This is a genomic window from Akkermansiaceae bacterium, assembly GCA_017798145.1.
Classification (GTDB): domain Bacteria; phylum Verrucomicrobiota; class Verrucomicrobiia; order Verrucomicrobiales; family Akkermansiaceae; genus Luteolibacter.
In genome coordinates this window covers 3,171,767-3,198,737 of sequence record CP059069.1, presented here as the reverse complement: position 1 = coordinate 3,198,737, position 26,971 = coordinate 3,171,767, and the positions used below count along the sequence as shown (strand labels likewise).

The window sequence follows — 26,971 nt, the reverse complement described above, 5'->3', positions numbered from 1 at the left end:
GGAATATCGCGAAAGCCTGCTCCATGAAAGCGGCGGCGACCTTGAATTCCTTGCAATGTCACCCACGCAAATCACGTTTACTTGGTTTGCCCATGAGATACCAGACCCGCCTCGCCGCCATTTCCCTGGCCCTCGCCATCCTCCCCGCCTCCGCCCAGCTTCCCCTGCAAAAGGGCGATACCGTCTGCCTGATCGGGAACGGCCTCGCCGACCGGATGCAGCACGACGGCTGGGTGGAAACCGCGATCCAGGCAGCCCTGCCCGACCAGAACCTCGCCTTCCGCAACCTGGCCTTCACCGGCGACACCGTGACCTCACGCCCCCGCAACAAGGGCTTCGCCTCCCCTGAGGAATACCTCACCCTCTGCAAGGCCGACGTGGTTTTCGTCCTCTTCGGTTACAACGAGTCGTTCGCGGGCGAGGCCGGCCTCTCCAAATTCAAGGCCGACCTCGGCGCGATGATCGACAAATACCGCGGGATCAAGTTCAACGGCGAATCCGCCCCGCGCTTCGTCCTGTTCTCCCCCATCGCCCACGAAAACCTCAACACTCCCATCCTTCCGGACGGCCGTGCCAACAACGTCAACCTCGCACTCTACACCGGCGCAATCCATCAGGTGGCCGATGAGAAAAAAGTCGCTTTCGTGGATCTCTTTTCCGCAACCCTGGGAATCTACGAAAAAACGGACGCACCCCTCACTCTCAACGGCGTCCACCTCCTGCCCGAGGGCAACCGCAGGCTCGGGGAGGTGATCGCCTCCGCCCTTTCCGGAAAGGAAACCAAGGCCACCCCTGCGCTGGAACCCCTCCGCCAGGCGGTCATGGACAAGGACTGGCACTGGCACAACCGCTACCGCGCCACTGACGGCAATGACATCTGGGGCGGGCGTTCCGGCCTGAAATTCGTCAACGGCCAGAGCAACGCCGAGGTGCTACAGCACGAGCTCGTGATGCTCGACGTAATGACCGCCAACCGCGACCCCAAGATCTGGGCCGTGGCGCAGGGCAAGGATTTCAGGGTGGATGACTCGAACGTGCCCGCCCCCATCGAGGTGATCTCCAACGTCGGCGGCGGCAGCAAAAGCTCCAGCGCCCAGAAGGAAGGCAGCAAGGAATACATGGACGGAAAGGAGGCGATCTCCAAAATGCACATGCCCGAGGGCTTCGCGGTAAACCTTTTCGCGGATGAGAAAATGTTCCCCGGCCTCGCAAACCCCGTTCAGATGCAGGTCGATTCGAAAGGCCGCCTCTGGGCTGCCTGCTGGAACACCTACCCGAAATGGGAGCCGCTCAAGGAAATGAACGACAGCCTCCTGATCCTGCCCGATGAAAACCGGGACGGCGTAGCGGACAAGGCCATCGAGTTCGCAAAGGTCCACAACCCCCTCGGCTTCGAGTTCTGGAACGGCGGGGTCATCGTCGCCTCCCAGCCGGACATCCTTTTCCTGAAGGACACGGATGGCGACGACAAGGCGGACATCCGCATCGTGCTGGTGCAGGGCATCGGCTCGGCGGACACCCACCACTCCGCAAACAACTTCGTCATCGGCCCGGACGGGGCGCTTTACTGGCAGAGCGGGATTTTCCTCCAGAACAACTTTGAGCACCCGTGGGGGCCATCCCTTTCCTCCACCGCTTCCGGGATGTACCGCTTTGACCCCGTCCAATACACGATCACCTTCCACGCCGGCAACAGCCCCAACCCCCACGGCACCAGCTTCGACCGCTGGGGCTACATGTTCGCAAACGACGGCACCGGCGGCCGCTCCTTCCAGGTGCGCCCTGACGGGAACGGCTTCAAGATGTTCCCGCTCGTCAACAAGGAGGTTCGTCCCGTCCCGGCCGACGAGATCGTCTCCAGCTCAAATTTCCCCGATGAGCTGCAACAGGACTTCCTCGTCTGCAACACCATCGGTTACCTCGGCATCAAGCGCTACGAACTCCACCGCGACGGGTTCAAGGACGGGAAAAACGAATTCAAGCCCGGCGAGATCTGGGGCACCCCGACCGACAGCTTCTTTTACAGCGATGACAAGAACTTCCGCCCCACCGATGCCATCTTCGGAGCCGACGGCGCACTCTACGTTGCCGACTGGCAGAACATCATCATCGGCCACATGCAGCACAACATCCGCGATCCCTACCGCGACAAGAAGCACGGCCGCATCTACCGCATGATCAACAAGCAAAGGCCGCTGCAGGATCCCGTGGACATCGACGCACAGCCCGTCGCCGCGCTGCTCAACAACCTCGCCCACCCCATCGATGGCGTCCGCCACCGCACCCGCATCGAGCTGGGTGAACACGACTCCGCAGAGGTCATCGCCGCCCTGGGGGAATGGGTGAAACAGTTCGACCCGGAGAAAGCCGAGGACGCGCTGCCGCTCCTCGAAGCCCTATGGCTTTTCCAGCGCAGCCATGTGCGGAACACCGATCTGCTCGATGCACTGCTCGAATCCCCCGAACAGCACGCCCGCATCGCTGCGGCAACCGTGAAACATTTCTGGGGCCGTGCGGATCCCACCAAAGGCAAGATGCAAACCCAGATCGACGAGGTGGAGGAAACGGTGAGAATCGAAGTCCCAGCCCACCTGGCCGGAACAGATGCCGAAGCCTACAAGCTCGGCGGCGAGGTCTTCCACCGGGACGCCCATTGCGCCACCTGCCACCAGCCGAACGGGATGGGAATGGATCCCGTCTATCCCCCGCTCGTCGGCACAGAGTGGGTCACAGGTGATGAGGAAAGGCTTGCCAAGATCATACTCCACGGCCTGTGGGGCAAAATCGAGGTGAACGGGAAAGCCTATGATCCGACCAAAGGAGTCCCGCCGATGACCGCCTTCGGCGCATTGCTCGACGACAGGGAAGCCGCCGCAGTCCTAACCTACGTCCGTAACTCATGGGGCAACAAGGCAGCCCCCGTGAAACCGGAGACCGTGAGGAAAGTCCGCGCCGCCACCAGCGAGCGCAGCATATTCTGGAAACCCGAGGAACTCCTCAAAGATCACCCGATGAAATGAGAAGGGGCCCGCGAGTTCGGAAATCGCGACAACCCCGGCGAACCGCCGATAAAGCCGAAACCCAGTCAAACCCCAGCGAACACACCCACGCCATGAAAAACATCCTAATCCCGCTCGCCCTCCTCTGCGGCTTCGCCCAGGCCGATACCTCCATCGTCTTCGAAGGCGAGGCCGGCCCCGGGCTCGGCAAACACATCGTCTTCCTCGCCAGCGACCACGAATACCGAGCAGAGGAAACCTGCCCGGCGCTCGCACGCATCCTCGCGAAGCGCCACGGCTTCAAATGCACGGTCGTTTTCGGCGTGGACAAGGACGGCTTCATCGAGGCCGGTTCATCGAATGTCTCCGGCCTCGCCGCACTCAAGGATGCCGACCTGTTCTTCATCTTCGCCCGCTTCCTCAACCCGCCGGAAGCCGAGATGGCGCACATCCAGGCCTACCTGGAAAAAGGCGGCCCCGTCGTCGGGCTGCGGACTTCCTCGCACGCCTTCAAGATCCCCGGCGGCTCGCCCTACGCGAAGTACGATTTCAGATCGAAGGCCGAAGGCTACGAGAACGGCTTCGGCCACCAGATCCTCGGCAACACCTGGGTCGGCCACTACGGCACGAACCACAAGCAGGGCACCCGCATCCAGATCGTCCCGCAGCAAAAGGATCACTCCATCCTCAGCGGAGTGGGCGACAACGCCTTCACCCACGCAGGCGGCTACGTCGGCAAGCCCGGCCCGGACTTCACCGTGCTGACCAACTCCCAGCCGCTCGTCTCGATGGATCCCAAGGCGGAAGCCGATTCCAAAAAGCCACCCATGCCCTCCACCTGGACGCGGCATTACAAAAGCAAGGACGGCAAGGAAAACCGTGTCTTCCACTCCACCCAGGGCGCCTCCCAGGACATCCTGGATGAGAACTACCGCCGCCTGATCCTCAACGGAACCCTCTGGGCGCTCGGTATGGAGAACGCCATCAAACCGGATCTCGACATTGCCTTCGTCGGCCCCTACCTGCCGAACAAATTCTCCTTCGGCGGCCACGCCAAGGGCGTGAAACCCTCCGATCTCGCGGGCTGGGATTCCCCCATCATGCCGAGTCAAGGCGGGGAGTGATCACGAAAGCCTTCGTGTTTCGCACGGAAGCTGCTATTCCTCCCCCCGGAATTTCATGGAAGAGGAGAAAAACAGGCTTTCCGAGGATCACGACCGCAGCAAGAACTGGAAACGCTGGGGGCCGTATCTGAGCGAGCGGCAATGGGGCACGGTGCGCGAGGATTACTCGGACCACGGCAACTCCTGGGCCGCCTTCCCGCATGACCAGGCACGCAAGCGCGCCTACCGCTGGGGCGAGGACGGCCTGCAGGGCTGGTGCGACCGCGGCTGCCGCCTCTGCTTCGCCCCCGCACTCTGGAACGGCAAGGACTCCATCCTCAAGGAGCGCCTCTTCGGCCTCGGCGGCAACGAAGGCAACCACGGCGAGGACGTGAAGGAATGCTACTTCTACCTCGATTCCACCCCCACCCACTCCTACACGAAAGCCCTCTACAAATACCCGCAGGACAAGTTCCCCTACACCGACATCCGGCTGGAGAACGAGCGCCTCGGCCGCCTCGGCCCGGAGCTGGAGCTGGCGGACATGGGGATGTTCGATGGCAACCGCTACTTCGATGTCTTGCAGGAAACGGCGAAGCGCAGCCCGCAGGACATCCTCTGGCGCATCACCGTGACCAACCGCGGCCCTCTCGCCGCACCCTTGCATGTGCTGCCCACCGTCTGGCTGCGCAACACATGGAGCTGGGGCACCGACATCGAGGCGCCCCTGGAAAAACCCAACATCCGCCTCGACGGGAAATCGCTCTCCATCAAGCACGGAACCCTGGGGAATTTCCGCTTCCACATCGCGCCCGAGGTATCCGGCGTGAAGGCGAAGTGGCTGTTCACGGAAAACGAAACCAACCACGAGGCGCTCGGCGACATGAAGAACGCCTCCCCCCACACCAAGGACGCCTTCCACCGCCACATCATCCAGAAAGAGAAAAAAGCGGTCTCGCCGAAGCCGGCCGGCACCAAGGCCGCCGCGCATTTCGTTTTCGACATCCCGGCAGGCGAGACCGTCACCGTCTGCTGCCGCCTGCACCACGTCGATGAGGACAACGGGCTCGAAGGCCTCTGGCACCTCGACGAGACCTTCGCGGAGCGGATCCGCGAGGCCGATGAATTCTACGAAGGCGTCATCCCGAAGGGTATTTCCGACGAGGAAAGGCTGATCTGCCGCCAAGGATATGGCAGCCTGCTGTGGACGAAACAGTTTTTCCACTACGATGTGGAAACATGGCTCAAGGGCGACAAGGAGATGCCCAACCCCCCCGCAGCCCGCCTCACCGGGCGCAACCACGATTGGCAGCATTTCCATGCCAAGAACATCCTCTCCATGCCGGACAAGTGGGAATACCCATGGTTCGCCGCATGGGACACCGCCTTCCACATGCTGCCCTTCTGCGCGGTCGATTCCGCCTTCTCCAAGCACCAGCTCCTGCTCCTGCTGCGCGAGTGGTACATGCACCCCAACGGACAACTGCCCGCCTACGAATGGAATTTCTCCGACGTCAACCCCCCCGTCCATGCCTGGGCCGTCTGGCGGGTCTATAAGATCGCGGACCGGAAGGGCGAGCGCGACCTCCTTTTCCTCGAGAAGGCCTTCCAGAAACTGCTGCTGAATTTCACCTGGTGGGTGAACCGGAAAGACCTCGACGGCCGCCATGTCTTCGGCGGCGGCTTCCTCGGGCTGGACAACATCGGGGTCTTCGACCGCTCCCACGCCCTCCCCGGCGGCGGCTACCTGCAACAGGCGGACGGCACCGCATGGATGGGTTTCTACTGCCTGACCATGCTCGCGATCTCGCTCGAACTGGCCCTCACCAAGCCCGCCTACGAGGACATCGCCTCCAAGTTTTTCGAGCACTTCGTCAACATCTGCGACGCGATCAATTCCCTCGGAGGAAACGGCCTCTGGGATGTGCAGGACAATTTCTACTACGACCAGCTCATCATCGGCGACGAGCCGCCCATCCCGCTGCGCATCCGCTCCCTCGTCGGGCTGCTGCCGCTTTCCGCCGTCACCGTGCTGAAGCAGAAAACCATCGACGCCCTCCCCGGCTTCCGGAAGCGCATGGACTGGTTCCTCGTCAACAAGCCGGAGCTGCTGAAGTATGTCACCGCCAACCGCGTGCCGGGCAAGAAATCCTCCGGCCGCGTTCTGCTCGCCATCCCCTCCGAGGAGCGCCTCCGCCAGAGCCTCGCCTATATGCTCGATCCCAAGGAATTCCTCTCCGATTTCGGCATCCGCTCGCTTTCCAAGGCGCACGGAGACCACCCCTTCGTGTTCCAATACGCCGGATCCACCCATCAGGTGCAATACACCCCGGGCGAGGCGACGACCGACATGTTCGGAGGGAACTCGAATTGGCGCGGCCCGATCTGGTTTCCGACGAATTTCATCCTCATCGAGGCGCTCGAGCGCTACCACTACTTCTACGGGGATTCATTCACTATGGAGTATCCGACAGGCTCCGGGCAGCAATGCACCCTGCGCGAGATCGCCATCGACATCTGCGACCGGCTGATCTCCCTCTTCACGAAAAACAAGGACGGCTACCGCCCTTGCTACGGCGACACGGAGGTCTCGAAACGCTATTCGGACGACCCCCATTGGAAGGATCTCATCCTTTTCCACGAATACTTCCACGGCGAGACCGGCGAAGGCCTCGGCGCATCCCACCAGACGGGCTGGACCGCGCTCGTCGTCCGCCTCGTCCGCGAACGCAGGGAGAAGCTGATGGACGAGGAATTCTGATCGCAACGGGGGGGGAGGGGCTTTCCACGGAAGCGCCCGCCTTCGCCAGCGCCGCCATCCCCTCAGGCTTGCCCGGGAGTTGCGCTGGCTTTTCCCCGGATGAGGGAAACGTCACATCTCGCCTGAAACGGGGCACAAATGAGCAAAATGCGAGCTTCTAGCTCAGAACGACCTCTCCCCGAACCACCACTCCATCGGGAACGATAGCCTCGGGCCACACGACGGAATCCGTCACCCTCGCGCCCTTCCCGATGACCGCGCCCTTGCCGATCAGGCTGTTTTCGAGCAAGGCGCCGTCACCAATGATGGCCTCCGGATGCACCGGTTGCTCCAGTGCCAGATCACGGTGCGCGGCGAGATAGCTTCCCACATCGCCGAGATCCATCCATTCGCCTTCGTCGAGCACGACGGCACCGATTTTCCCTTCGCGAACAAGCTCCTGGAAAGCCGGGATCACCGCGATGATCTTGCCCGGAGGGATGCGTTTCAGGAAATCCTTTGTCACGCAGTAAACCCCTGTGAACACATGGGTTCCGGGCAGGCCGCGCACCTCGCTGCGAACATCCACCACCCGTCCGCCCTCCCCCAATGAGATCCGTTTCTCCCCGCCGCAGGAACGCAGTGCCAGAGTGGCCTCGTCGCCGCTTGCCTCGTGGGCTTCCACCAGCTTGCGAAGATCCATGGAAGAGAAAATGTCGCCGTTGTGGATCAGCAGGCTCCCCTCATCGACCCAAGGCCCGATGTTCCTCAGGCCGCCACCGGTCTCCAGCAGGATTGGTTCGTGGAAAAAGGTCATGTCGCGCCCTTCGCCGAAGCCTTCCCATTTTTCCGGCAGGTGATGGGTGTTGATCGCAAACCGATGGCAGCCCACCGCCTCGCAAGCCTCCACCGCCCACATCGCCAGCGGCTTGTGGAAAAGCGGAACCATCGGTTTGGGCAACAGGTCCGTGAGCGGGCGAAGCCGCGTGCCCAGCCCCGCGCCCAGTATGAATGCCTGCGTGATCATCTGCCGTGGAGACTAGGCATCAGCGGGCGCACATCAATACGGCTTTTGCCGGAACGCTTGCGCTCCGGCCTTGCGGGGATAGTTTCCGCCCATGCCGGAGTTGCCAGAGGTCGAGACGACGCGGAAGGGAATCGAGCCGCATGTGGTCGGGGCGGGGATTGCGGAGGTGATCGTGCGGCGGTGGGATCTGCGGTGGCCGGTTTCCCCGCATCTGCCGGGGCTTGAGGGGGCCTTGTTCATTTCCGTGGGGCGGAGATCGAAATACCTGCTCCTGGAAACCGACGAAGGCTCGACGCTGCTGGTGCACCTGGGCATGTCCGGCAGCCTGCGCGTGATCCCGCCGGGGGAGGGTTGGAAAAAGCACGACCACATCGGCATCACGCTATCGAATGGCTTGCAGCTCCGTTACCACGATCCGCGGAGGTTCGGTCTGGTGATGCGGATACCAACGGCTGGGATCCCGACACATCCCCTGCTCGCGGGACTGGGGCCGGAGCCCTTGGAGGAGGGGTTTACGGGGAAGCACCTGCACGCCGCGCTGCGGAGGAAGACCATCCCGGTGAAAGTGGCGGTGATGGACGCGAAGACCGTGGTGGGCGTGGGGAACATCTATGCCTCCGAGAGCCTTTTCCGGGCGGGCATCCACCCGAAGCTACCCGCTGACAAACTATCGAAACCGAAAGCAGAGAAGCTGGTGGCGGCGATCAGGAAAGTGCTTGCGGAATCCATCACCCAGGGCGGGACGACGCTTCGGGATTTCCTGAATTCCGATGGCGAGCCGGGATATTTCAAGCAGAGGCTGTTCGTCTACGACCGCAAAGGCGAGCCTTGCCGGATCTGCGGGACGGCGATCTCCCACTGCGTCCTCGGCCAACGCGCGACCTACTGGTGCCCGATCTGCCAGAAGCGGTAAATCCCGCTACTTCAGCTTCTCGTCGATCTCCGCGCTGAGCTCGGCGACGAGATCGGGGTGCTTGTCTGCGATATTCTCAGTTTCGCCATTTTCACTGCCGTGCTCGTAGAGCTCGAACTCGGCGGCACCGTTTTTGCCTTTGTGCCGAATGAGACGGAGACGTTCCAATCGAATCGTTTCGGCGTTTCCCCAGTAGGAAACAGCCGCCCCACCTATCTGGGAAGGATCGTCGAGCTGCCCGACCAAAGATTCACCTGACAATCCTTCGGGAACAGGCACACGCGCGAGCTCACAGAGGGTCGGATAGATATCGACGGTTTCCACAATCGCCCCGCAGCGCTTGCCGGGTATTTTCATACCTGGCACGCGGATCACCAGCGGAGCATGTAGCGACTCCTCGAAAAGCGTGTGTTTCCCCCAGACCGCATGCTCGCCGAGATGCCAGCCGTGGTCGCCCCAGAGGACGACGATGGTGTTCTCGCGGATGCCGAGCTTGTCGAGATTCGCGAGAAGCTGGGCGACCTGGGCATCGGCATAGGAAACACAGGCGGCGTAGGAGAGACGGAGCTCATCTGCGAATTCGGCGTCTTTCCATGCATCGCGCCCGCCGCTGGCATAGCGGCGGAACTCTCCGCTGGAGTGCCAGGTGGAAAGGCCTTCGGGTTTCTGCGGGTGCGGGATGGGGGAGAGCTTCACATCCTTGTAGAGATCGAGGTAGGACTTGGGGCATGCGAAGGGCAGGTGCGGCTTCATAATGCCGACCGCGAGGAAAAACGGCTGATCCATTTTGGCAAGCCCGTCCATCTGCTTGAGAGCCTCGCGGGTGATCCAGCCATCGGTGTAGGTCATGTCATCGCCCTCCTTGTGCTCGCTGACCGGTGTGCCGGCGCCGCGCGGCACGCCGCCTGCATATCCGTGCATGGCTTTCTCCGGGGTCTTCCATGGCCCGGCGGGCATCATGCTGAGATCCCATGCGCCGGGCATTTCGACCTTCGCGGGATCGTTCCAACCCTTTCCGCCGAGGCCTCCGGGATAGTGCGAGACCTTGCCGATGGAGACGGTTTGGTAGCCGTTTTCTCGGAACTGCCTCGGCATGGAAAACGGCCTGTTGTCTGCGTCCTTGGCCGTGCTTTCCAGTGCACCGTTGTTCCGTTGCGCACCGTTGGTTGCGTATTTCCCGGTGAGCAGGGCGTAGCGGGAGGCCCCGCAGGTGGGAGCCTGGACATAGTGGCGGGTGAAGGCGCGTCCGCTTTCCACCAGGGAATCCATCGCCGGGGAATGAATGTAATCCGCACCGAGCGATTTCAGCTCCGGGCGGAGGTCATCGACGCAGATGAAAAGGACATTTGGCTTTGCCGCGAAGGCGGGCGAAAAAAGGGCGAGGGATGCGAGGATTCTGGCGATCATGGGAGTTTTCGGTGAAAGGCTATTCGGCGGGTTCCAGCGATTTCAGCTCGATGTTGCGGAACCAAACCGGCTGCCCTTCGGCCTGCAGGGCGATGTGGCCGTATGAGAGGATCTTCGGTGATCCGGCGGCGAAGAGCGCCTCCGCTGATTCAACCCGGTTCTCGGGATCAAGCTGGGGTTTCTGGTAGCGGAGGACTTCCTTGCCGTTGACGCGGTGTATGATTTCCTCGCTGCCCCTCACCTCGATCTCCACCTTCACCCACTCCCCGGCGGGAAAGGTCGGCGCGGTGGACTCGATGATGTGCTCGGTGATGAGTTTTCCATCCATCACGACATTCGTGCCAGGGGTGCAGATATTGCCGGTGGAGCGCGGTCCCTTTCCCTCGTCGGCGAGGAACTGGAACTCGATGCTGACCGGAAACGCCTGGTCGAGCCCCATGCTCTGCGGGGACTGCGAGTGGATCATGACCCCGCTATTGAGGTTCACGTAGGGCGGGGCGTCGGCCATCGCTTTCCCTTCGAAGCGATATTCCATGCGCAGGATGTAATGGGAATACGAGATGTCCGAGTAGAGGTGGCCGAACTGCTTGTCGAATTTACTATATCCATCGTAGGAGGCCTTGATGACGCCGTCCTCGACGGTGAAGGTGTTTGCGAAGTTTTCACCAAGCGGGTGGTGGCGGATCTTCGGCGTCCAGCCGGAGAGATCCTTGCCATTGAAAAGGGGGATCCACGGGGACTCGGCGGAGGCGAACAGCGTGGATGCGAAAAGGAACAGGAGCGGGGCTTTCACTCGGGAGAGAGTGAGGCGGGTTCGGCGGGCGGACAAGCGGGGAAATCGGCTGCTATTCCTTCCCTTTGCGCGGCATATGATCGAAGGCTTTCATTTCGGTGGCGTTGCCCTCGTCGCCCTGCTGCTTCATCCACCCATCCAGGGCGGAGCTGAGGCCGTCGCGGATCCCGGCGAGGGATTTGTCGTCGATGAGGTTCTTCCGGTTCCAAGGATCCGAGGTTGTGTCATAGAGTTCCTCGGCGGGGCGGTGGCGGTAATCGTGGACGAGCTTTTTCGCATTTTCGTCGCCAGCCCCCGCCATTTTTTCCCATTCCTTGAAAATGGGATCCTCCATCATGGTATTCAGGAAAAGCTGCTCCGGCGTGAGGTTTCGGATGTAGCGGTAGCGACCGTCGTTCGCGCTGCGGATCGCGTAGTGGTCGCTGCCGTTGTTGATTCCGCGCGTTGTCTGGAGGCCAAAGGCGTATTTCTTGTGGGTATCTGTCCCGCCTTCCAGCACCGGGAGAAAACTCCGGCCATCTAGGATTTCCGGGCGGGGGATCCCTGCGGCTTCGAGAAACGTCGGCACGACGTCAACATATTCGATCAGCGCATCGCTCCTGCTGCCCGGCTTCACTTTCCCGGGCCAGCGGATCACGCAACCGCTGTGCAAGCCGACGTCGTAGCAGGTCCATTTCGCGAAGGGCAGGCTGTTGCCCTGCTCGCTGAGGACGATGACGAGCGTGTTGTCGCTCAGAGGCGATCTGTCCAGCCTATCTAACAGCTCTCCGACCTGCGAGTCGAAGTAGGTGATCTCCGCGAGGTATTTCGAGAAACCCTCGCGGGTCTTCGGCGAACCGACGAGGACTGGGGGCAGTTTCAGGGAGGCGGGCGGATAGGCGGAGGGATCGCCCTTGTTCCAAGGTGTGTGGGGTTCGTTCGAGGCGGCGATGAAAAGGAAAGGCTTGCCGGACTTCCCGCTGGATTCGATAACTTCCGAGAAAACGGAGGGATCCGGATTGTTGTCCACGCCGCTGTAGTGGAATGGGAAAACGCTCTTGGGCGCGATGTGTGTTTTTCCGGAAAGGTGCGTCGCATAGCCAGCAGACTGCAGATGGTGGGCGATGCTTTTCACCCATCCATACGCCCGGGTATGGTTTGGATACGCGCCGGATTTCACAGGATACAGCCCTGTGTAAAGGCAGTGCCGGGTCGGCGAGCACATCGGCGCGGCCTGGTAGCACTTGCTGAAAATCATGCCCTCGGAGGCGAGCTTCGCGAGGTGCGGGGTCTTCGCCTGCCCGCCGTAGATCCCGAGGTCGGAGTAGGTGCAGTCGTCCGCGATGATCAGCAGGATGTTCGGCTTTTCCTGGCCCGCAACCAAAGTGCCGGCGAGTGCGATGGCAACGAAAAGCAAGGGAATGCGCATGGGTGGATCTTGAAACGCTTCAATGATTGAAGATGAACTCCTTCGAGTTCAGCAGCGCCCAGAAAATGTCCTCCAGTATGTTGCGCTGTTCGTTCGGGTTCGCGCCTTCCGCGACGGCGGCAAGCAGCTTTCCTTTTTCCTGCGCGGTGGGGCTCCGGCTGAGCGCCCTCAGATAAAGGGCTTCGATGATTTCCGCCGGCTGCTTTTTCGCCTCCAGCATCTCTTGGACAATGTTTCCTTGCCGGATGCGCTGGTGGACGGTGTCGCCGTTGATTAGATGCAGGGCTTGGGAAAGGTTCGGCTCCATCTTCACCTCGCAGGAGCAGACGGTGGCACGGGTGGCGCGGCCGAAGGTGGTGAGGAAATAGTTCGAGGTATTGCCATCGGCGATCTGGACGGCGCGGGCACCCTTGGGCAGACCCTTGTATTTCTCCGTGGTGTTGGTGACCTGTGAGATGCTGTCGAGCAGCACTTCGGCGCGGACGCGGCGTATCATCGCCTTGGAGAAATTCCGGGTGTCCTCACCGTTGGTGGCGTTTGTCTCGGTGGAAAGCTGGTAGGTGCGGGAGGTGCAGATGTCGCGCACCAGCTTCCTGAAGTCGTAGTTGTAGGAGACGAATCTCTCCGCAAGCTCATCCAGCAGCTCGGGGTTGGAGGGAGGGTTGGAGACGCGCATGTCATCGACCGGATCGACGATGCCGACGCCCATGTAATGATCCCAGACGATGTTCACGATGTTCCGAGCGAACCACGGGTTCTCCGGGGAAGCGAGCCATGAAGCAAGGGATTCGCGGCGGCTCTTCCCCTTGATCTCCGGCTGTGAGCCGCCGAGGAATTTCGGAACCATATCGACCTTGGAAACGGGGTGCTTGATCTCCCCTCCCCCATCGAAGACCACCCGCTCGCGCGGATCCTCGGCGGGCTTACGTTTCACCTGTGCGAAGAACGCGGCGAAGCTGTAGTAGTCGTCCATCGTCCAGCGGTCGAAGGGGTGGTTGTGGCACTGGGCGCACTGGATGCGGGTGCCCATGAAAATCTGCGCGACGTTCTCGGTGAGCTTGAGGACATCCGGCTCCATCTGGAAAAAATTCGTGGCAGGGCTGGAGAAGGTGCCACCCTTCGCAGCGAGCAACTCGGCGACGAGCTGATTGAAAGGCATGTTGCCGGCGATGCGCTCGCGGAGCCAATCGTAATAGTTCAGAGCGGCCTTGTAGGAGACTGTGTTCTGGCCGTTCGGGATCGTGCGTATCTGCATCAGCTCCGCCCATTTCATCACCCACATCTCGGTGAATTCCTTTCGTTCCAACAGGTCATCGATGAGCCTGCCGCGCTTGTCCGGGCGGCTGTCCGCCAGGAATTTTCCCCGCTCCTCCGGGCTGGGCGGCAGGCCTACGACATCGAGGAAAGCGCGGCGGAGGAAGGCTTCATCGGAAGCGAGTCCGGATGGGACGATGCGGAGCTTGTTAAGCTTCTCGGCGACGTGGTTGTCGATGTAGTTGAAGGGCTTGAATTCAGGTCGCTCGTATTTGAGATCGGCCGGGACGACGATGGCCTGCGAGCCTTCCGTGAAGGTGTGGAAACGGCCTAACAGAAACGCCTCGCCGCGCTCGGCGGAGTTAGCCATGCCGGTGGCCGTGTCGATTTTCACGGAGTTGTCATTCGAGCTGGAAAATGCGGTGAGCGTGGTGACATCGCGGTCGGAGCCATCCGAATAGCTGGCACGGACGGTGAAAGGGATCGCAATGTCCTTGCCGGTCATCACCACCTCCGCCGGGCGGATCTCGATGCCGGTTGGCTGCGGGATCCCGTCCTCGTCATACTTCGCGCCGTCCCGGATCCATTGGACGAGGGTTTCGTGAAACGGGCTGGCCGGCTTCATCAGTTTGCCGCCTGTGTGAGGCACGGCACCGGTGGCCTTGGTGATAAGCAGGGATTCCTCGGGGAGTGCGAGGTTCACGCGGCGGCCTGCCATTTCCGAGGTCAGGCGGAAGTGGTCTCCCTTGGGATCGAAGCCATAGAGGCTGAGGTGGAAGCCATCCTGCCCGCGTGCGGAGCCGTGGCAGGAGCCGGTGTTGCAGCCGGCGGCGGTGAGAACCGGCATGACATCGAGCTGGAAGGAAATGGGGCGGGGCTTCTGCGCATCCTTGACCTTCACGGAGACCTCCGTGGCAAGCCCGCGGTATTCGATCTTCAGTTTCGTTTCCCCGTTGGCCTTGGGGGTGAGGAGGTTTTCATCGAGTTTCGCGAAAGCCGCATCGGCGAGGGAAAGCCTGGCCTGGCGGGTGATGTCGTGGGTCGATGCGTCCCTCATCCGTGCAATGACGATCACTCGGTGGTAATCAGCCTCGGTCTCCAGGCTGATGTTTTTCGGAAACGCCTCGATGGAGACGATGGCCGGATCGGCGGGTGCGTCCCAACGCGGGAGGGCGGTCTTGGCGCGGGGGTGGAGGGTTTCCCCTTCCGGCCACTCGGCACCTGATTCGATCCAGGCCTTCAATATCTCGGCATCCTCGGCGGAAAGCGGCCCGCCGTGCTTTTTCGGCGGCATGCGGTCGGTGTCGTCGGCCGGGAGGGTGATGCGCACGTAAATGCCGGACGCCTTTAGATTCCCCGGAACCAGCGCCTTTCCGGAATCACCGGTGCCTTTCATCTCCGCTGCGGTCGTCATGACCAGCCCGCCCTTCGCCTCCTCCGGGGTGTGGCATTCGACACAATTCAGCTCCAGGATCTCCCTCGCCTTGCCGAAAGGTGATGTTTCCTGATAGGCGGAAGCACAGGCACCCGCCGCCAGCATTGTTGCAAAAACACAGCGCACCTGACATTTACCGACACCGGCGGATTTATCTTACATCGCAGCTTGCCGGAAAATTCCCATTTCCATTTCCGCAAAGCGGCCCCAACATCCGCGCGCATGCTTCCCATTCTCATCACAGGCAAGTCCGGCCGCATGGGCCTGGCAGTCGCCGAGGCCACCCTGGCGAACCCGGAAACCGAAATCGCCGCAACCCACGACGCGGGCGAAGACCTCGACGCGGCCGTCAAGGCGGCGAAGTGCATCATCGATTTCACCGTCCACTCGTTCTCCACCAGCCTCGTCGAGGCTGCAGTCCGCAACAAGGTCGCTCTGGTCATGGGCACCACCGGCCACACCGATGCGGAGCTTGAGGCCATACAGGCATCATCAAAGGAAATCCCCATCGTCCACGCCCCGAATTTCTCAGTCGGCGTGAACACCCTTTTCTGGCTGACCCAGCAGGCCGCACGCATCCTGAAACAGGACACCTTCGACATCGAGGTGACGGAAATGCACCACCGCCACAAGATCGACGCCCCATCCGGCACGGCGCGGCGGCTTCTTGAAATCCTCAACGAGGAGACCGGCACTTCCTACAGGGACGACATCGCCCACGGCCGCTTCGGCAACATCGGCCCGCGCAAGGAGCGGGAAATCGGGATGCACACCCTGCGCGGCGGCGATGTCGTGGGCGACCACACGGTAATGTTCGCGGCGGACGGAGAGCGCGTCGAGCTGACCCACAAGGCCTCCTCCCGCATGACTTTCGCCAGCGGAGCCGTCCGCGCCGCCCTCTGGCTGGAAGGCAAGCCGCCCGGCCTCTACGACATGCAGGACGTCCTCGGCCTGAAATGATTTTCCCCATGAAACACCTGATCACCCTCTCCCTCTGCCTCATCGCCGCATCCTGCGATGGCCCGCCGCCCCTGAAATCCGAGCCGGCCCAGACCGCAGAGGCCGCACCTGTAACCGAACCCGCCTCCCTCACCGAGTCGGTCATCCGCATCAACTCCACCAGCCAATCCTGGAACCCCGGCCAGCCATGGGAGAAAACACCCCCCCGGAACCTCCGCTCCCTCGGTGCCATCGTCGCCCCAGGGCAAATTCTGACCACCGGCGAAATGGTCGCGGACTCCACCTACCTGGAGCTGGAATCTCCGGATGGGGCCAAGACCGCCCAGGCGGAAATCATCGCCGTCGATTATGAGGCGAACCTCGCCCTGCTCACCGTGAAATCCGAGGAGGAAAGGGAAAGCTTCTTCGCTGGCACCAAGCCCCTCACCCTCGCGGAGCCGCCCTCGATCGGTTCGGCCATGCAGATTTTCCAGGTCGAGGACAACGGCACTTCGCTGCTCACCAACGGCACTCTCCAATCCGTCGATGTGGTTGCCAGCTTCCTGCCCAACCAGAGTTTCCTTACCTACCTGGTGAAAGCCTCCATGCAGGGCGCGGCCAGCAGTTTCTCCCTGCCCGTGCTGCGCGATGGGGCGCTGGTCGGCATCCTCCTCAGTTACGATTCCGACGACCAGATCTCCGATGTCCTCTCCATCGATGTCATCTCCCATTTCCTCGCCAACGTGAAGGACGGCGGCTACGACGGCTTCCCTTCCTTGGGCATCTCCGTCTCGCGCACCGAAGACCCATCGTTCCGGAAATTCCTCAGGCTCACCCCGGAGCAGGGCGGCCTCTACATCGGCACGGTCCGCAAGGGCGCCGCCGCCGATCTCGCCGGGGTGAAACAAGGCGACGTGCTCCTCAGCGCGGCCGGCCACCACATCGACAAGCGCGGATACTACCAGCACCCCCACTACGGCTCCGTCTTCTGGGGACACATCGTCCGCGGCGAAAGCTCCACCGGCGATGCCATCCAGCTCGGCATCCTCCGCGACGGTGAGCCCCTCGAAATCACGGCCACCCTGGCGCGCGAGGAGCCGGAAGACCGCCTCGTGCCCGACTACCGCTTCGACCGCGCGCCCAATTTCCTCGTCAAGGGCGGCTTCATCTTCCAGGAACTCAGCCGCCCCGTGCTGGAGGCATTCGGCAAGGACTGGTCTTCCCGCGCCCCTCTCAACCTCCTCGACGCCTACGAAAACCCCGAGAAATACGAGGAAAACGCCAAGCGCGTCATTTTCCTCAGCGGCTCCATCCCCACACCCGCCACGGTCGGCTACGAAGGCCTGCGCAACCTCATCGTGAAAAAGGTCAACGGCATCGAGATCGACAGCATGAAGACCCTCATCGACGCCTTCGGAAAACCCAACACCGACAACCTCCACTCCATCGAGTTCCTGGAGGAGAATTTCACCGTCTATCTCGATGAGGAAATCTCCACCATGGTGGACAGCGCCCTGCTCCAGCGCGGCCTGAACCGCCTCTCCCGCGCCGAGTGAAACCCATGGGGCGCGGCTTTCCAAGCCGCTGCCTCACGCCCCCCGTCCACAGAGCCCGCAAAAAACCCTTTTCTTAGGGTTTGAGTTTTTGCCGTTGGATTTTACGATCACACACATGGAAAAGTCCCTTATCATCGACCTGGCAACCCTCCCCGAGGAAGGCAAAGCCTTTTCCGGGGAACTCGACGGCTCGCTCTTCGACCTCCCGAAGGGCGATGCGCTGTCCGTTGGGCCGCTGGCATATGATCTCTGGGTGCAGAGGTTCGAATCCGAGCTGCTGGCCACCGGCAGCGTCTCCGCACCCTTCGAGTTCACATGCGTGGTCACCCTGAAACCCTTCGTCAAAACCATACGCCTGCCGAACGCCGCCGTTTCCGTGGAAATCGGCCATTCCGGGCGAACCGACCTCGCCGAGGCGCTGCGCGAGGAGATCCTCATCGAGTTCCCAACGGATCCCCGTTGCGACGAGGGGGATGTCCCTGAACCATGCGAGATCGATTCGCGTTATTTAGCAGTGGACAAACCCGGCGGGGATGGTCTATCCATCGCCCCCCGCAGCGAGGGCGACGACCGATGGTCCGCCCTCAACGACCTCACGGGTCTCAACGATCAATCCTAAACACACACGACCATGGCCGTACCAAAACGCCGTCAATCCAAGAGCCGCCAGAAAATGCGCCGCGGCGCAAACCGCTGGAAGGCTCCCGTCTTCAGCGCCTGTTCCGATTGCGGAGCCGCCAAGCCTTCTCACATCGCCTGCCCTTCCTGTGGCACCTATCGCGGACGCAAAGTCCTCGAAGTGGAGGCATTCTGATTTGGCTTCCCCGCAGGGAATCCCGCAAGAACCCCCGCTGGCTTCCCGGCGCGGGTTTTTTCTTCGTACGGGATTCCATACCTGATACCGATTAACCCATCCGCATTTCCATGAAGGTAGCACTTGATGCCATGGGCGGCGACAACGCCCCACAGATCAACCTCGTAGGCGCCGCCGAGGCGTTGAAAAACCTGCCCAAGCTCGGGCACCTTTTTCTCGTCGGCGAGGAAAACATCCTGCGCAAGGAAGCCGCTTTGCACGGTCTGAACCTCAAGGACCCGCGGGTCAGCATCGTCCATGCGCCGGAAGTCATCGGCATGGCCGAGCCGGGCGCGAAATCCGTCCGCCGCAAGAAACTTTCCTCGATCAGCGTGGCCATGGATCTGGTCAAGGACGGGAAGGCGGACGCCTTCGTCTCCGCAGGCAACACCGGAGCCGCCGTCGCCGCCGCCACCCTCAAGCTGCGCTGCCTGAAAGGCGTGGATCGCGCCGGCATCGCCTCCCCGCTGCCCAACGAACACGGCATCTGCAACATCCTCGATGCCGGCGCCAACCCGGAATCCAAGCCCGAGCACCTCGTCGCCTACGCGATCATGGGCACCGCCTACGCGAAATATGTCCTCGGCGTGAAGGAACCCCGCGTCGGCCTCATGTCCAACGGCGAGGAGGACGAGAAAGGCACCACCTTCACCAAGGAAACCTTCAAACGCCTCAAGGCCACGCCGGGCATCAACTTCGTCGGCAACGTCGAGGGCCACGACCTTTTCGAAACCAAGCTCGACATCGTCCTCTGCGACGGCTTCGTCGGCAACATCGTCCTCAAGAGCGTCGAGGCCACCGCAAAGGCCGTTTCCAAATGGCTGAAGACGGAGATCAAGGAAACCCCCTTGCGCATGGCCGGAGCAGTCCTCGCCCAGGGCGCCTTCAAGGCGCTCAAGGCGAAGAGTTCCTACGAAACCTACGGCGGCAGCCCCCTCCTCGGGGTCAACGGGGTGGTCATCATCGCCCACGGCTCCTCCACCGGCCTCGCCGTCCGCAACGCAATCCGCGTCGCCGTAGAGACCGTCGAACACAAGATCAACCCGCGCATCGAGGAAGCCATGTCCGAGCTCCCCTCCTGCGGGCCGATGGAGATGGTGAAAAGCATATTGCACCGGGATTGAGCGGGGTTCCGGCGGGCTTGGCTTGCGGAAGCGTCAGGCCATCACTCGGCCATGCTCCGGTGCCGTGAACGGGAATCTCCCGAGGCGAATTCGATGCAGGAAATCCGGGAAACCAGGCGCGGAGGCCGTCATGCTGCTGCACCGCGCATGAGTGATTGAAGAATCCGCAATACACGCAATACTCGCCACGGCGCTTGCCGGAAGCCTGCGCTGCAAAACTTTTCCCACCATGCTCAAGCCCCTCGCCGTTTCCGCCCTTTTCCTTGCCGCCCACGCCCACGCCACACCGGAGACGGCGGAGCGGATCCGGCGCGGCTATGAGCTTTCCGCAGAGACCTGGGCCCTGAAATACAAGCTTGCCGCAACGCCTTCCGAAAAACAGGAACTCATGGCCAGCCGACCCGACCCGCAAAAAGCGGCCAAGGATCTCTGGGCGGACATCGCGCCTTCCCTCAAGGAAGAGTGGGTCATCCCCCACGCTGCCTGGTTCATGGATCTCACCCGAAATCTCACCGCCCCCGGCGCGGATGGAAGTCCCCAGCCGGCCTTCCCCGCAGAGCGCCAGCGCATCCTCGCCGCCTTTTCCGAAAACCACATCGCCAAGCCCGGCATCGGCCCGTTCTGCATCGCCCTGGCGGAGAGCGGCGATCCCCAGGCATTGGGCATTCTGGAAAAAGTCATTACCGGGAATCCCGACGAGCCGACCCAGGGGATCGCCGCCCTCGGCGCATCCATGCTGCTCAAAAACCTCGGTGATGCTCCGGAAGTGATGGCCAAGCGCCTCACCTACTTGCGCACCGCCATCATCCAGGCATCGGATCAGAAAATCGGGGCAAGCAGCGTGGCGGACATCGCCACCGACGAGCTTTACGTCATCCGTTTCCTCTCAAAAGGCCGCATCGCCCCCGAACTCTCCGGCACCGATGTCGCGGGGCGAGAAATCCGCCTCTCGGACTTCAAGGGCAAGACGGTCATCCTGCTTTTCTGGGATGCAAAATCCCCGGAAACCGACAAGATCATCGGGCTGACCAACAACCTAGCCGTGAAATACGAGGGCAAGCCGGTGGCCGTCCTCGGAGTCACCCCGGAGTCGCTCGACCGCATCCGCGCCCTTCAGGCGGACGGCTCGATCCGTTGGAACAACATCATCGATCCCAGCGACAAGCTGGCCGCCGAATACAGGGTCGCCTCGCGTCCTGCGGTGCTGGTCCTGGATGCCGCCGGAAAAATCGAATACTCCGGCCTGCCGGGTTCCTTTCTGGAGCTTACCGTGGATGCCCTCATCTCCGCTGCGGGCAGTGGGGAGTGAAATCCGGCAGCAAGGCACAAAAAAGGTGGCGGCCCTTTCGGATCGCCACCCAAACCTTGAAAAACTATGAAAACAGGTGCAGGAAAACTATTTGACGCCCTTCTTGGAAAGACGGGTTCCCTTGGTCGCACCCTGGCGTGCCTTGAACTTGGGGTTGGTCTTGCAGATGACGTAATTGGTGCCCTTGCGGCTCACGACCTGGCAGTCGGCGTGGCGGCGTTTGGCGGAAGCGAGGGATGAAAGGACTCTCATGGCTGGAAATCGGTTGGTGTTGGAGCCGCCAGCGAGGTGACGGGGCGCGGAAATTAGGGGTTCACCGCTTTTTGTAAAGACGATTTTTCATCGGGCAGGGATTTTTCCAGGGACTGCTTCGCCCGGCATCCACGGGGGATCCTTGTGCGGGCAGCTGTAATTCCGCATGCCGGCAAATATTTTCCGGAAGAGCCATGAATAGTTTCCCCCCCGCCGCGTCACAACCACTGAAATGAAAACACAGTTCAGGCTTATCCGCTTCGCCTCCCTCATCGCATGTGCCGCACTCGGGGCTAGTTGCACCACGAGCTACGATGCCTACGGCCACCCGAGGCAAACGGTTGATCCCGGCGTCGCCTTGATGAGCGTCGCCGCGGCAGGCCTGGTCGGCTACGCGCTCGCGGACGACAACGACTCCCATCATGACGGATACCATGGCGGCTACGGCGGCGGTTACGGCGGCGGTTACGGCGGCGGTTACGGCGGCGGTTACGGCGGCGGTTACGGCGGCGGTTACGGCGGCGGTTACGGCGGTGGCTACGGTGGCTACGGTGGCTACGGCGGCGGATACTGCCGCTGAAGCGCTGTAAAACAGCCTGCGGAACCGGGTTGCAAACGGGCACGGGTTGCTGAATCATCCCTGCCCGATGAACGACCAAGACCGCCCCTTTTCCAGCCTGATGCTCGATGGACCCGACCGCGCGCCGAGCCGCGCGATGCTTTATGCGGTCGGCTTCAAAAAAGACGATTTCGCCAAGCCACAGATCGGCGTCGCATCGACATGGAGCGAGGTCACTCCCTGCAACATCCATATCGACAAGCTCGCCATCGAGTCCAAGAAAGGCGTCGATGCCGCAGGCGGTAAGGGCATCATTTTCAACACCATCACCATCTCCGACGGCATCTCCATGGGCACCGAGGGGATGAAATACTCCCTCGTCTCCCGCGAGGTGATCGCGGACTCCATCGAGACGGTCGTCGGCTGCGAAGGCATGGACGGCTTCGTCGCCATCGGCGGCTGCGACAAGAACATGCCCGCCTGCGTCATGACCATGGGCCGCATGAACCGACCCGCCGTCTTCGTCTACGGCGGCACGATTTTGCCCGGCTGCGGCAAGATAAAGGGCGAGGAAAAAGATCTCGATATCGTCTCCGTTTTCGAAGCGGTTGGAAAACACGCGAACGGCGAGTTCACCGATGAGGAGCTGGAGCACGTCGAGTCATGCGCCATCCCCGGCCCCGGTTCCTGCGGCGGGATGTACACCGCGAACACCATGGCCAGCGCGATCGAAGCACTCGGCATGTCGTTGCCTAACAGCTCCGCCCAGGCCGCGATTTCCGATGACAAGATGCGCGACTGCTTCGATGCCGGCGCCGCCGTCCTCAATCTCATCAAGCTCGGCATCAAGCCCCGCGACATCATGACGAAAGAGGCTTTCGAAAACGCGATCACCGTCCTTATCGCCCTCGGCGGCTCCACCAACGCCTGCCTCCACATCCCCGCCATGGCGCACTCCGCCGGAGTGGAGATCACCCTCGACGACTTCGAGCGCATCGGCAAAAAGACCCCCGTCCTCGCCGATCTCAAGCCCTCCGGCAAATACGCCATGGCCGATCTCGTCCGCATCGGCGGCACCGTACCGCTCATGAAAATGCTTCTCGAAGCCGGCCTCCTCCACGGCGATTGCATGACCGTCACCGGCCGCACCATGCGCGAGAACCTTGAGAAATCCCCCATCAACTACCCCGCCGACCAACAGATCATCCGCCCGGTCAACAACCCGCTCAAAAAAGACAGCCACCTCCGCATCCTCTACGGAAACCTCGCCGAAGGCGGATCGGTCGCGAAAATTTCCGGCAAGGAAGGCGAAACCTTCAAAGGCAAAGCCCGCGTCTTCAATTCCGAGCCGGAAGCCATGACCGCCATCCTCGCCAAGAAGATCGAGAAAGGGAACGTGATCGTCATACGCTACGAAGGCCCCAAAGGCGGCCCCGGCATGCGCGAAATGCTCGGCCCCACCTCCGCCGTGATGGGCATGGGGCTCGGCAAGGACGTCGCCCTCATCACCGACGGCCGCTTCTCCGGCGGCAGCCACGGATTCGTCGTCGGCCACATCACCCCGGAAGCCTTCGAAGGCGGCACCATCGGCATCCTCGAGGATGGCGACGAGATCGAGATCAACGCCGTCGAGAACCGGATTTCCGTGAACCTTCCCGATGCCGAAATCGCGGCCAGGAAGGCGAAATGGGTTCGCCCGGAGCCGCGCTACAAATATGGTGTCCTCGCGAAATACGCGAAGCTGGTCACCAGCGCGAGCGAAGGCGCCGTCACCGACAAAGGGCTCTGAAACCAGCATCCTTGCATATCCCGTGCAATCGTGCCACCGTGCTATGGACGAATCGAAATTCCTTTACGCATGGGTGGCGGAGATCATCGAAAGAGAAATCTCAAAACCTTCGCAGAAATCGCCGGCGAAGACCCGGATGCATGCATTCAGCGGCGACGGGGCGGTCGTGCAATGGCAGCAAGCGGAGGGCGGCACCATGGCATTCGCCGGCGTCATCACGCTGAGCGAGATCCGCTATGGTGCGAGCATGTTGATCGCAAGCGATCCTGGGTTCGCCGCAAGGCTTGGGGAATGGTATCGGGAAATCCTCATCGCAGCCACCGCGAAAGTCCATGGGCTCACTGTCGCGACACGCAACGTGACGGATTTCGAGAAAACAGGCAGACGTCTTTTCAATCCGTGGGGGTACGGGGCATGAAAACCCTTCAGGAGCGTATCGCCTTCCTTGTCTCCCAGCGGGAAATCCTGGAAGCATGGATCGGCGCGTACGATGAAAAATCCTTGATCCGATGGCTCGATGAGGAACTCGGCGATCACCGTCGGCTGGAGCAATGGTGCGATGGTTCCAAGGTCGTCCCGCGCAGCCCGGTGCTGCATGTGGTGAGCGGCAACACCCCCCACGCCGCCTTCCAATCCGTATTTCGCGCCATCCTGATCGGTTGCGAATCGTGGGTGAAAATTCCCTCCGGCGGCCTGCCCGAGTTCGGGGAATGGGCGGCCTCCGTGCCGTCCCTGCAGATCCGCCGTAAGCTGCCGGAAACTTGGAAAAAACCGGAAACCGCGGTCATTTACGGCGGGGCGGAAACCATCGCCTTTTTCCGCGATTGGCTATCGCCGGAAACCCGCATCATCGAGCACGGGCCGAAGCTGAGCGCGGCCTTCGTTTTCCGAGACCGCCCCGGCCTCGCCGCAGACCTCGCGGAGGACATCATGCGCCACGGCCAGCGCGGCTGCCTCTCCGTGCAGATGATCTATGTGGAAGGGGATGGCGAGGCGTTCTGCGAAAAACTCGCCGCCGCCCTGGAAGCCTGGGGGCGCCCCTCCCTCTCCCCCTCCCTGTCGGAGGCCGGCGGAGTCCGCAACGAGCGCGAGCTGTCGAGATTCCGCATCGCCAACGGCGATGACCTGCGGATGTGGGAGAGCGAGGGATCGGCGCACTGGACCGTGGTATGGGATGCGCGGAACACATCCCTGCGATCCGGGCCGGGCAGCGGATTCGTACGCGTGGCGCCCATGCCGCAGGATCTGACACGCGAATCGATGGGTCCGGAGACCCCGTTCCTATCCACCGCCGTGGTCGAGCCGCTCACCGAAACGGATCGTTTGGAAGCCATTTCCCCGCCGCGCATCTGTGCCGCAGGGGAATCCCAGGAACCGGGGATTTCCTGGCACCCGGATGGCGAAATGCCGTTGGCCGGGCTTGTTCGCTGGCGCGATCTCGGCTGAAACTCCACGCCATGTCCGAAACCGCCATCGAAACCACCGGAACCATCCTCGAACGCAAGGGCGAGATCCTCTACCGCGTGGAGCTGATGAACGGCAAGGTCGTCCTCGGCCACCTTTCCAAAAAACTCACCGATGAAATGGCGGAGCTGGCGGACGGTGCGGAAGTCATTTTGGAAATGACCCCGTATGACTTCGATCAAGCGCGGATCACGGGGGCAATGCATTCCTGAAAAAATCTGAGCCGCAAGGGTGAGACATTCCCTGCGGGTTGCTGATGGGAATCTCCCGGAAATCTCCCGTTGCAGCGCGGGGCTTTGCCCTTACGCTGCGCCATGACGATGAACTGCCTCGGAGGGAAATGCCGCAACACGGACTGGATGCGGACCAGTCTGGTGCTCGCAGGCGCCTACCACATACTCTTCGCCGTATGGGTCAACCTCTGGCCCTTCCATGCCTTCGACGTGCTCGGCATCCCACACCCCAACCACCCCATGCTCTGGCGGGTGCTCGGGATCATCTCCGGGGCGGTCGGCTTCGCCCTCCTCATCGCTGCGGGCGATCCCATCCGGCACTGGCTCATCGTATTGCTGGGATTTGCCAAATGCATCGCCGCCACGCTCATCGTCTCGCTGGCCGCCTACTCCGGCGACCTTCCCGCCGCATCCCTGGCATTCCTGCCCCTCGACGATCTTCTCTGGCTGGTGCCCTTCGGCGCGATCCTGTGGGCAACACTCCGGGCGCACACCGGCATCCCGCTCTCGCGGTCGCAGCCTTACTCCGTCGCGGAGGCGGCCGCCACCTACCAGCTCTCCAACGGTCAGACCCTTGCCGAGGCCTCTGCGGAACGCCCTCTCGTGCTCGTTTTCCTGCGCCACTTCGGCTGTACATTCACGCGCCAGATCCTGCGCGGCCTCCAGGATCTGGAGCATCAGGCGAAACGCAACAACGCCACCCTCGTCCTCGTGCACATGCTCCAGTCCGGCCAGGAAACCTCCTACCTGGGGGAAAATTCCGACATCCCGCGCATCGCGGATCCGCGCTGCGAGCTCTACCGCGCCTTCGGCCTCGGCAAAGGCGGCTTCCTGGAACTCTTCGGCCCACATGTCTGGTGGCGCGGGATGATCGCCGTGTTCAAAGGCTGCGGCATCGGCCACCTCGCGGGCGACGGCCTGCAGATGCCCGGCGCCTTCGTTTTCCATGACGGCAAGATCGTCTCCTCCCAGCCCGCCCGCACCGCAGCCGACCTTCCTGATCTGGAATCGCTCTTCAGCCGCGACCACTGAGTCTGGCCTGGAGCTTGTCATTTCGAGTTTAAAGTTTTCTCCATGATCCCCCTGAAAGGCAAAACCTTCCTGGTCACCGGCGCATCGAGCGGCATCGGCGCGGCACTCTGCGGGCAGCTGCTCGCGCATGGCGCGGACGTGCTCGGTGTCACGCGCCGCCCCAACGCACTCAATCCCGATGTATCCCCCATCAAGGCCGACCTGACCTCGCGGGAGGATATCTCCGCGATCTTCCAGGGGCTGGGGAAAATCGACGGGCTGGTCAACTGCGCCGGCACCGCCTACCTCTCGCGCATCACCGATGGCAATCCTGCCGACTGGGAGGAAATGTGGCGGGTCAACGTCCTTGCCCTCTCCCTCTGCAGCCAGCTCGCACTGAAACATTTCCCGAAAACCGGCGGCCGCATCGTCAATGTCTCCTCCATGTCCGGCCACCGCGTGCCGCCCTCCGGCGGATTCTACGCGCCCACGAAATTCGCCGTCCGCGCCATCACCGACTCGCTGCGCTCCGAGCTAAAGGCACTCCGATCCCGCGTGCAGGTCGCCTGCGTCTCGCCGGGCTTCGTGGACACACCCCTGCTGGAAAACTACTTCCGCGGTCGCGAGGAAACCCTCTCAAAAACCCGCGCCGGGATGACAATGCTGCGCCCTGAGGATGTCGCCCACTGCATCATGACCATACTCACGGCTCCACCGCACGTGGAGGTCAGCGACATCCTGCTGCGATCCTCGGATCAGATCGCATGAGGCTGCGGGGTCTTTTTTCCACACCCTGGCTCCTG

General features: G+C 62.0%; 23 protein-coding genes. 17 read left to right on the top strand and 6 right to left on the bottom strand.

Annotation, left to right across the window (positions count from 1 at the left end):
- Positions 1–92 precede the first annotated feature (92 nt).
- The 3 genes from HZ994_13655 (at position 93) to HZ994_13645 (ending at position 6,863) form a co-directional block, all read left to right on the top strand.
- A complete protein-coding gene (locus tag HZ994_13655; protein QTN33314.1) occupies positions 93–3,020 on the top strand; it encodes a c-type cytochrome in 2,928 nt (975 codons plus the stop codon).
- Positions 3,021–3,112: 92 nt separating this feature from the next.
- Entirely contained in the window at positions 3,113–4,123 is a 1,011-nt protein-coding gene (locus tag HZ994_13650) for a ThuA domain-containing protein (protein ID QTN33313.1), read from the top strand.
- Positions 4,124–4,178: 55 nt separating this feature from the next.
- Positions 4,179–6,863, top strand: a complete 2,685-nt coding sequence (locus HZ994_13645; protein ID QTN33312.1) for a glucosidase — start codon at positions 4,179–4,181, stop codon at positions 6,861–6,863.
- A gap of 157 nt (positions 6,864–7,020) precedes the next feature.
- On the opposite strand, the gene HZ994_13640 is transcribed toward HZ994_13645, so the two are convergent.
- The gene (locus tag HZ994_13640) at positions 7,021–7,869 is read right to left on the bottom strand and encodes an NDP-sugar synthase (protein ID QTN33311.1); all 849 of its coding nucleotides are present in this window, start codon (positions 7,867–7,869) and stop codon (positions 7,021–7,023) included.
- Between the two features lie 91 nt (positions 7,870–7,960).
- Between HZ994_13640 and mutM the strand changes: the two genes are divergently transcribed.
- Positions 7,961–8,782 (top strand): bifunctional DNA-formamidopyrimidine glycosylase/DNA-(apurinic or apyrimidinic site) lyase, encoded by an 822-nt coding sequence (gene mutM / locus HZ994_13635; protein QTN33310.1) that lies wholly within the window; start codon positions 7,961–7,963, stop codon positions 8,780–8,782.
- 6 nt (positions 8,783–8,788) lie between these two features.
- On the opposite strand, the gene HZ994_13630 is transcribed toward mutM, so the two are convergent.
- From HZ994_13630 to HZ994_13615, 4 genes are all read right to left on the bottom strand, one after another.
- Positions 8,789–10,189: a sulfatase gene (locus HZ994_13630; GenBank protein QTN33309.1), complete on the bottom strand. Its 1,401-nt coding sequence runs from the start codon at positions 10,187–10,189 to the stop codon at positions 8,789–8,791.
- 19 nt (positions 10,190–10,208) lie between these two features.
- Positions 10,209–10,967, bottom strand: coding sequence for a DUF1080 domain-containing protein (locus HZ994_13625; protein QTN34402.1), 759 nt, complete (start codon positions 10,965–10,967; stop codon positions 10,209–10,211).
- 67 nt (positions 10,968–11,034) lie between these two features.
- The gene (locus HZ994_13620) at positions 11,035–12,390 is read right to left on the bottom strand and encodes a sulfatase (protein ID QTN33308.1); all 1,356 of its coding nucleotides are present in this window, start codon (positions 12,388–12,390) and stop codon (positions 11,035–11,037) included.
- Positions 12,391–12,409: 19 nt separating this feature from the next.
- Positions 12,410–15,205: a DUF1549 domain-containing protein gene (locus HZ994_13615; protein ID QTN33307.1), complete on the bottom strand. Its 2,796-nt coding sequence runs from the start codon at positions 15,203–15,205 to the stop codon at positions 12,410–12,412.
- A 96-nt stretch (positions 15,206–15,301) separates the two neighbouring features.
- Between HZ994_13615 and HZ994_13610 the strand changes: the two genes are divergently transcribed.
- The 6 genes from HZ994_13610 (at position 15,302) to HZ994_13585 (ending at position 20,860) form a co-directional block, all read left to right on the top strand.
- Positions 15,302–16,039: a 4-hydroxy-tetrahydrodipicolinate reductase gene (locus HZ994_13610; GenBank protein QTN33306.1), complete on the top strand. Its 738-nt coding sequence runs from the start codon at positions 15,302–15,304 to the stop codon at positions 16,037–16,039.
- A gap of 8 nt (positions 16,040–16,047) precedes the next feature.
- The gene (locus HZ994_13605; GenBank protein QTN33305.1) at positions 16,048–17,574 is read left to right on the top strand and encodes a PDZ domain-containing protein; all 1,527 of its coding nucleotides are present in this window, start codon (positions 16,048–16,050) and stop codon (positions 17,572–17,574) included.
- Between the two features lie 115 nt (positions 17,575–17,689).
- Entirely contained in the window at positions 17,690–18,193 is a 504-nt protein-coding gene (locus HZ994_13600) for a hypothetical protein (protein ID QTN33304.1), read from the top strand.
- A 12-nt stretch (positions 18,194–18,205) separates the two neighbouring features.
- Positions 18,206–18,388 carry a 50S ribosomal protein L32 gene (rpmF, locus tag HZ994_13595; GenBank protein ID QTN33303.1) on the top strand — a complete coding sequence of 61 codons (183 nt, stop codon included), beginning with the start codon at positions 18,206–18,208 and terminating at the stop codon, positions 18,386–18,388.
- A 110-nt stretch (positions 18,389–18,498) separates the two neighbouring features.
- On the top strand, positions 18,499–19,551 hold the full coding sequence (plsX, locus tag HZ994_13590; protein QTN33302.1) for a phosphate acyltransferase PlsX: 1,053 nt from the start codon (positions 18,499–18,501) through the stop codon (positions 19,549–19,551).
- Between the two features lie 229 nt (positions 19,552–19,780).
- The gene (locus HZ994_13585; protein ID QTN33301.1) at positions 19,781–20,860 is read left to right on the top strand and encodes a redoxin domain-containing protein; all 1,080 of its coding nucleotides are present in this window, start codon (positions 19,781–19,783) and stop codon (positions 20,858–20,860) included.
- Between the two features lie 87 nt (positions 20,861–20,947).
- On the opposite strand, the gene rpmJ is transcribed toward HZ994_13585, so the two are convergent.
- Entirely contained in the window at positions 20,948–21,112 is a 165-nt protein-coding gene (gene rpmJ / locus HZ994_13580) for a 50S ribosomal protein L36 (GenBank protein ID QTN33300.1), read from the bottom strand.
- 232 nt (positions 21,113–21,344) lie between these two features.
- Between rpmJ and HZ994_13575 the strand changes: the two genes are divergently transcribed.
- The 7 genes from HZ994_13575 to HZ994_13545 all read left to right on the top strand — a co-directional run bounded on the left by HZ994_13575 (position 21,345) and on the right by HZ994_13545 (position 26,936).
- Positions 21,345–21,692, top strand: a complete 348-nt coding sequence (locus tag HZ994_13575; GenBank protein ID QTN33299.1) for a hypothetical protein — start codon at positions 21,345–21,347, stop codon at positions 21,690–21,692.
- 67 nt (positions 21,693–21,759) lie between these two features.
- The gene (gene ilvD, locus HZ994_13570; GenBank protein ID QTN33298.1) at positions 21,760–23,460 is read left to right on the top strand and encodes a dihydroxy-acid dehydratase; all 1,701 of its coding nucleotides are present in this window, start codon (positions 21,760–21,762) and stop codon (positions 23,458–23,460) included.
- A 43-nt stretch (positions 23,461–23,503) separates the two neighbouring features.
- Positions 23,504–23,878, top strand: coding sequence for a hypothetical protein (locus HZ994_13565; protein QTN33297.1), 375 nt, complete (start codon positions 23,504–23,506; stop codon positions 23,876–23,878).
- Positions 23,875–24,906: a hypothetical protein gene (locus tag HZ994_13560; GenBank protein QTN33296.1), complete on the top strand. Its 1,032-nt coding sequence runs from the start codon at positions 23,875–23,877 to the stop codon at positions 24,904–24,906. The genes HZ994_13565 and HZ994_13560 overlap by 4 nt, the downstream gene beginning before the upstream one ends.
- An 11-nt stretch (positions 24,907–24,917) precedes the next feature.
- Positions 24,918–25,136, top strand: coding sequence for a translation initiation factor IF-1 (infA, locus tag HZ994_13555; GenBank protein ID QTN33295.1), 219 nt, complete (start codon positions 24,918–24,920; stop codon positions 25,134–25,136).
- A gap of 102 nt (positions 25,137–25,238) precedes the next feature.
- Positions 25,239–26,189, top strand: coding sequence for a redoxin domain-containing protein (locus HZ994_13550; GenBank protein ID QTN33294.1), 951 nt, complete (start codon positions 25,239–25,241; stop codon positions 26,187–26,189).
- Positions 26,190–26,231: 42 nt separating this feature from the next.
- Positions 26,232–26,936, top strand: coding sequence for an SDR family NAD(P)-dependent oxidoreductase (locus tag HZ994_13545; GenBank protein ID QTN33293.1), 705 nt, complete (start codon positions 26,232–26,234; stop codon positions 26,934–26,936).
- Positions 26,937–26,971 lie beyond the last annotated feature (35 nt).

Bases quoted from the DNA above. Each gene is read 5' to 3' on its own strand.
- HZ994_13545 (QTN33293.1), top strand. From the start codon at position 26,232: ATGATCCCCCTGAAAGGCAAAACCTTCCTGGTCACCGGCGCATCGAGC.
- HZ994_13630 (QTN33309.1), bottom strand. From the start codon at position 10,189: ATGATCGCCAGAATCCTCGCATCCCTCGCCCTTTTTTCGCCCGCCTTC.
- HZ994_13575 (QTN33299.1), top strand. From the start codon at position 21,345: ATGAAAACACAGTTCAGGCTTATCCGCTTCGCCTCCCTCATCGCATGT.
- HZ994_13585 (QTN33301.1), top strand. From the start codon at position 19,781: ATGCTCAAGCCCCTCGCCGTTTCCGCCCTTTTCCTTGCCGCCCACGCC.
- HZ994_13655 (QTN33314.1), top strand. From the start codon at position 93: ATGAGATACCAGACCCGCCTCGCCGCCATTTCCCTGGCCCTCGCCATC.
- HZ994_13645 (QTN33312.1), top strand. From the start codon at position 4,179: ATGGAAGAGGAGAAAAACAGGCTTTCCGAGGATCACGACCGCAGCAAG.
- rpmF (QTN33303.1), top strand. From the start codon at position 18,206: ATGGCCGTACCAAAACGCCGTCAATCCAAGAGCCGCCAGAAAATGCGC.
- infA (QTN33295.1), top strand. From the start codon at position 24,918: ATGTCCGAAACCGCCATCGAAACCACCGGAACCATCCTCGAACGCAAG.
- rpmJ (QTN33300.1), bottom strand. From the start codon at position 21,112: ATGAGAGTCCTTTCATCCCTCGCTTCCGCCAAACGCCGCCACGCCGAC.
- ilvD (QTN33298.1), top strand. From the start codon at position 21,760: ATGAACGACCAAGACCGCCCCTTTTCCAGCCTGATGCTCGATGGACCC.
- HZ994_13560 (QTN33296.1), top strand. From the start codon at position 23,875: ATGAAAACCCTTCAGGAGCGTATCGCCTTCCTTGTCTCCCAGCGGGAA.
- HZ994_13640 (QTN33311.1), bottom strand. From the start codon at position 7,869: ATGATCACGCAGGCATTCATACTGGGCGCGGGGCTGGGCACGCGGCTT.
- HZ994_13620 (QTN33308.1), bottom strand. From the start codon at position 12,390: ATGCGCATTCCCTTGCTTTTCGTTGCCATCGCACTCGCCGGCACTTTG.
- HZ994_13650 (QTN33313.1), top strand. From the start codon at position 3,113: ATGAAAAACATCCTAATCCCGCTCGCCCTCCTCTGCGGCTTCGCCCAG.
- plsX (QTN33302.1), top strand. From the start codon at position 18,499: ATGAAGGTAGCACTTGATGCCATGGGCGGCGACAACGCCCCACAGATC.
- HZ994_13550 (QTN33294.1), top strand. From the start codon at position 25,239: ATGACGATGAACTGCCTCGGAGGGAAATGCCGCAACACGGACTGGATG.
- mutM (QTN33310.1), top strand. From the start codon at position 7,961: ATGCCGGAGTTGCCAGAGGTCGAGACGACGCGGAAGGGAATCGAGCCG.
- HZ994_13610 (QTN33306.1), top strand. From the start codon at position 15,302: ATGCTTCCCATTCTCATCACAGGCAAGTCCGGCCGCATGGGCCTGGCA.
- HZ994_13600 (QTN33304.1), top strand. From the start codon at position 17,690: ATGGAAAAGTCCCTTATCATCGACCTGGCAACCCTCCCCGAGGAAGGC.
- HZ994_13565 (QTN33297.1), top strand. From the start codon at position 23,504: ATGGACGAATCGAAATTCCTTTACGCATGGGTGGCGGAGATCATCGAA.
- HZ994_13605 (QTN33305.1), top strand. From the start codon at position 16,048: ATGAAACACCTGATCACCCTCTCCCTCTGCCTCATCGCCGCATCCTGC.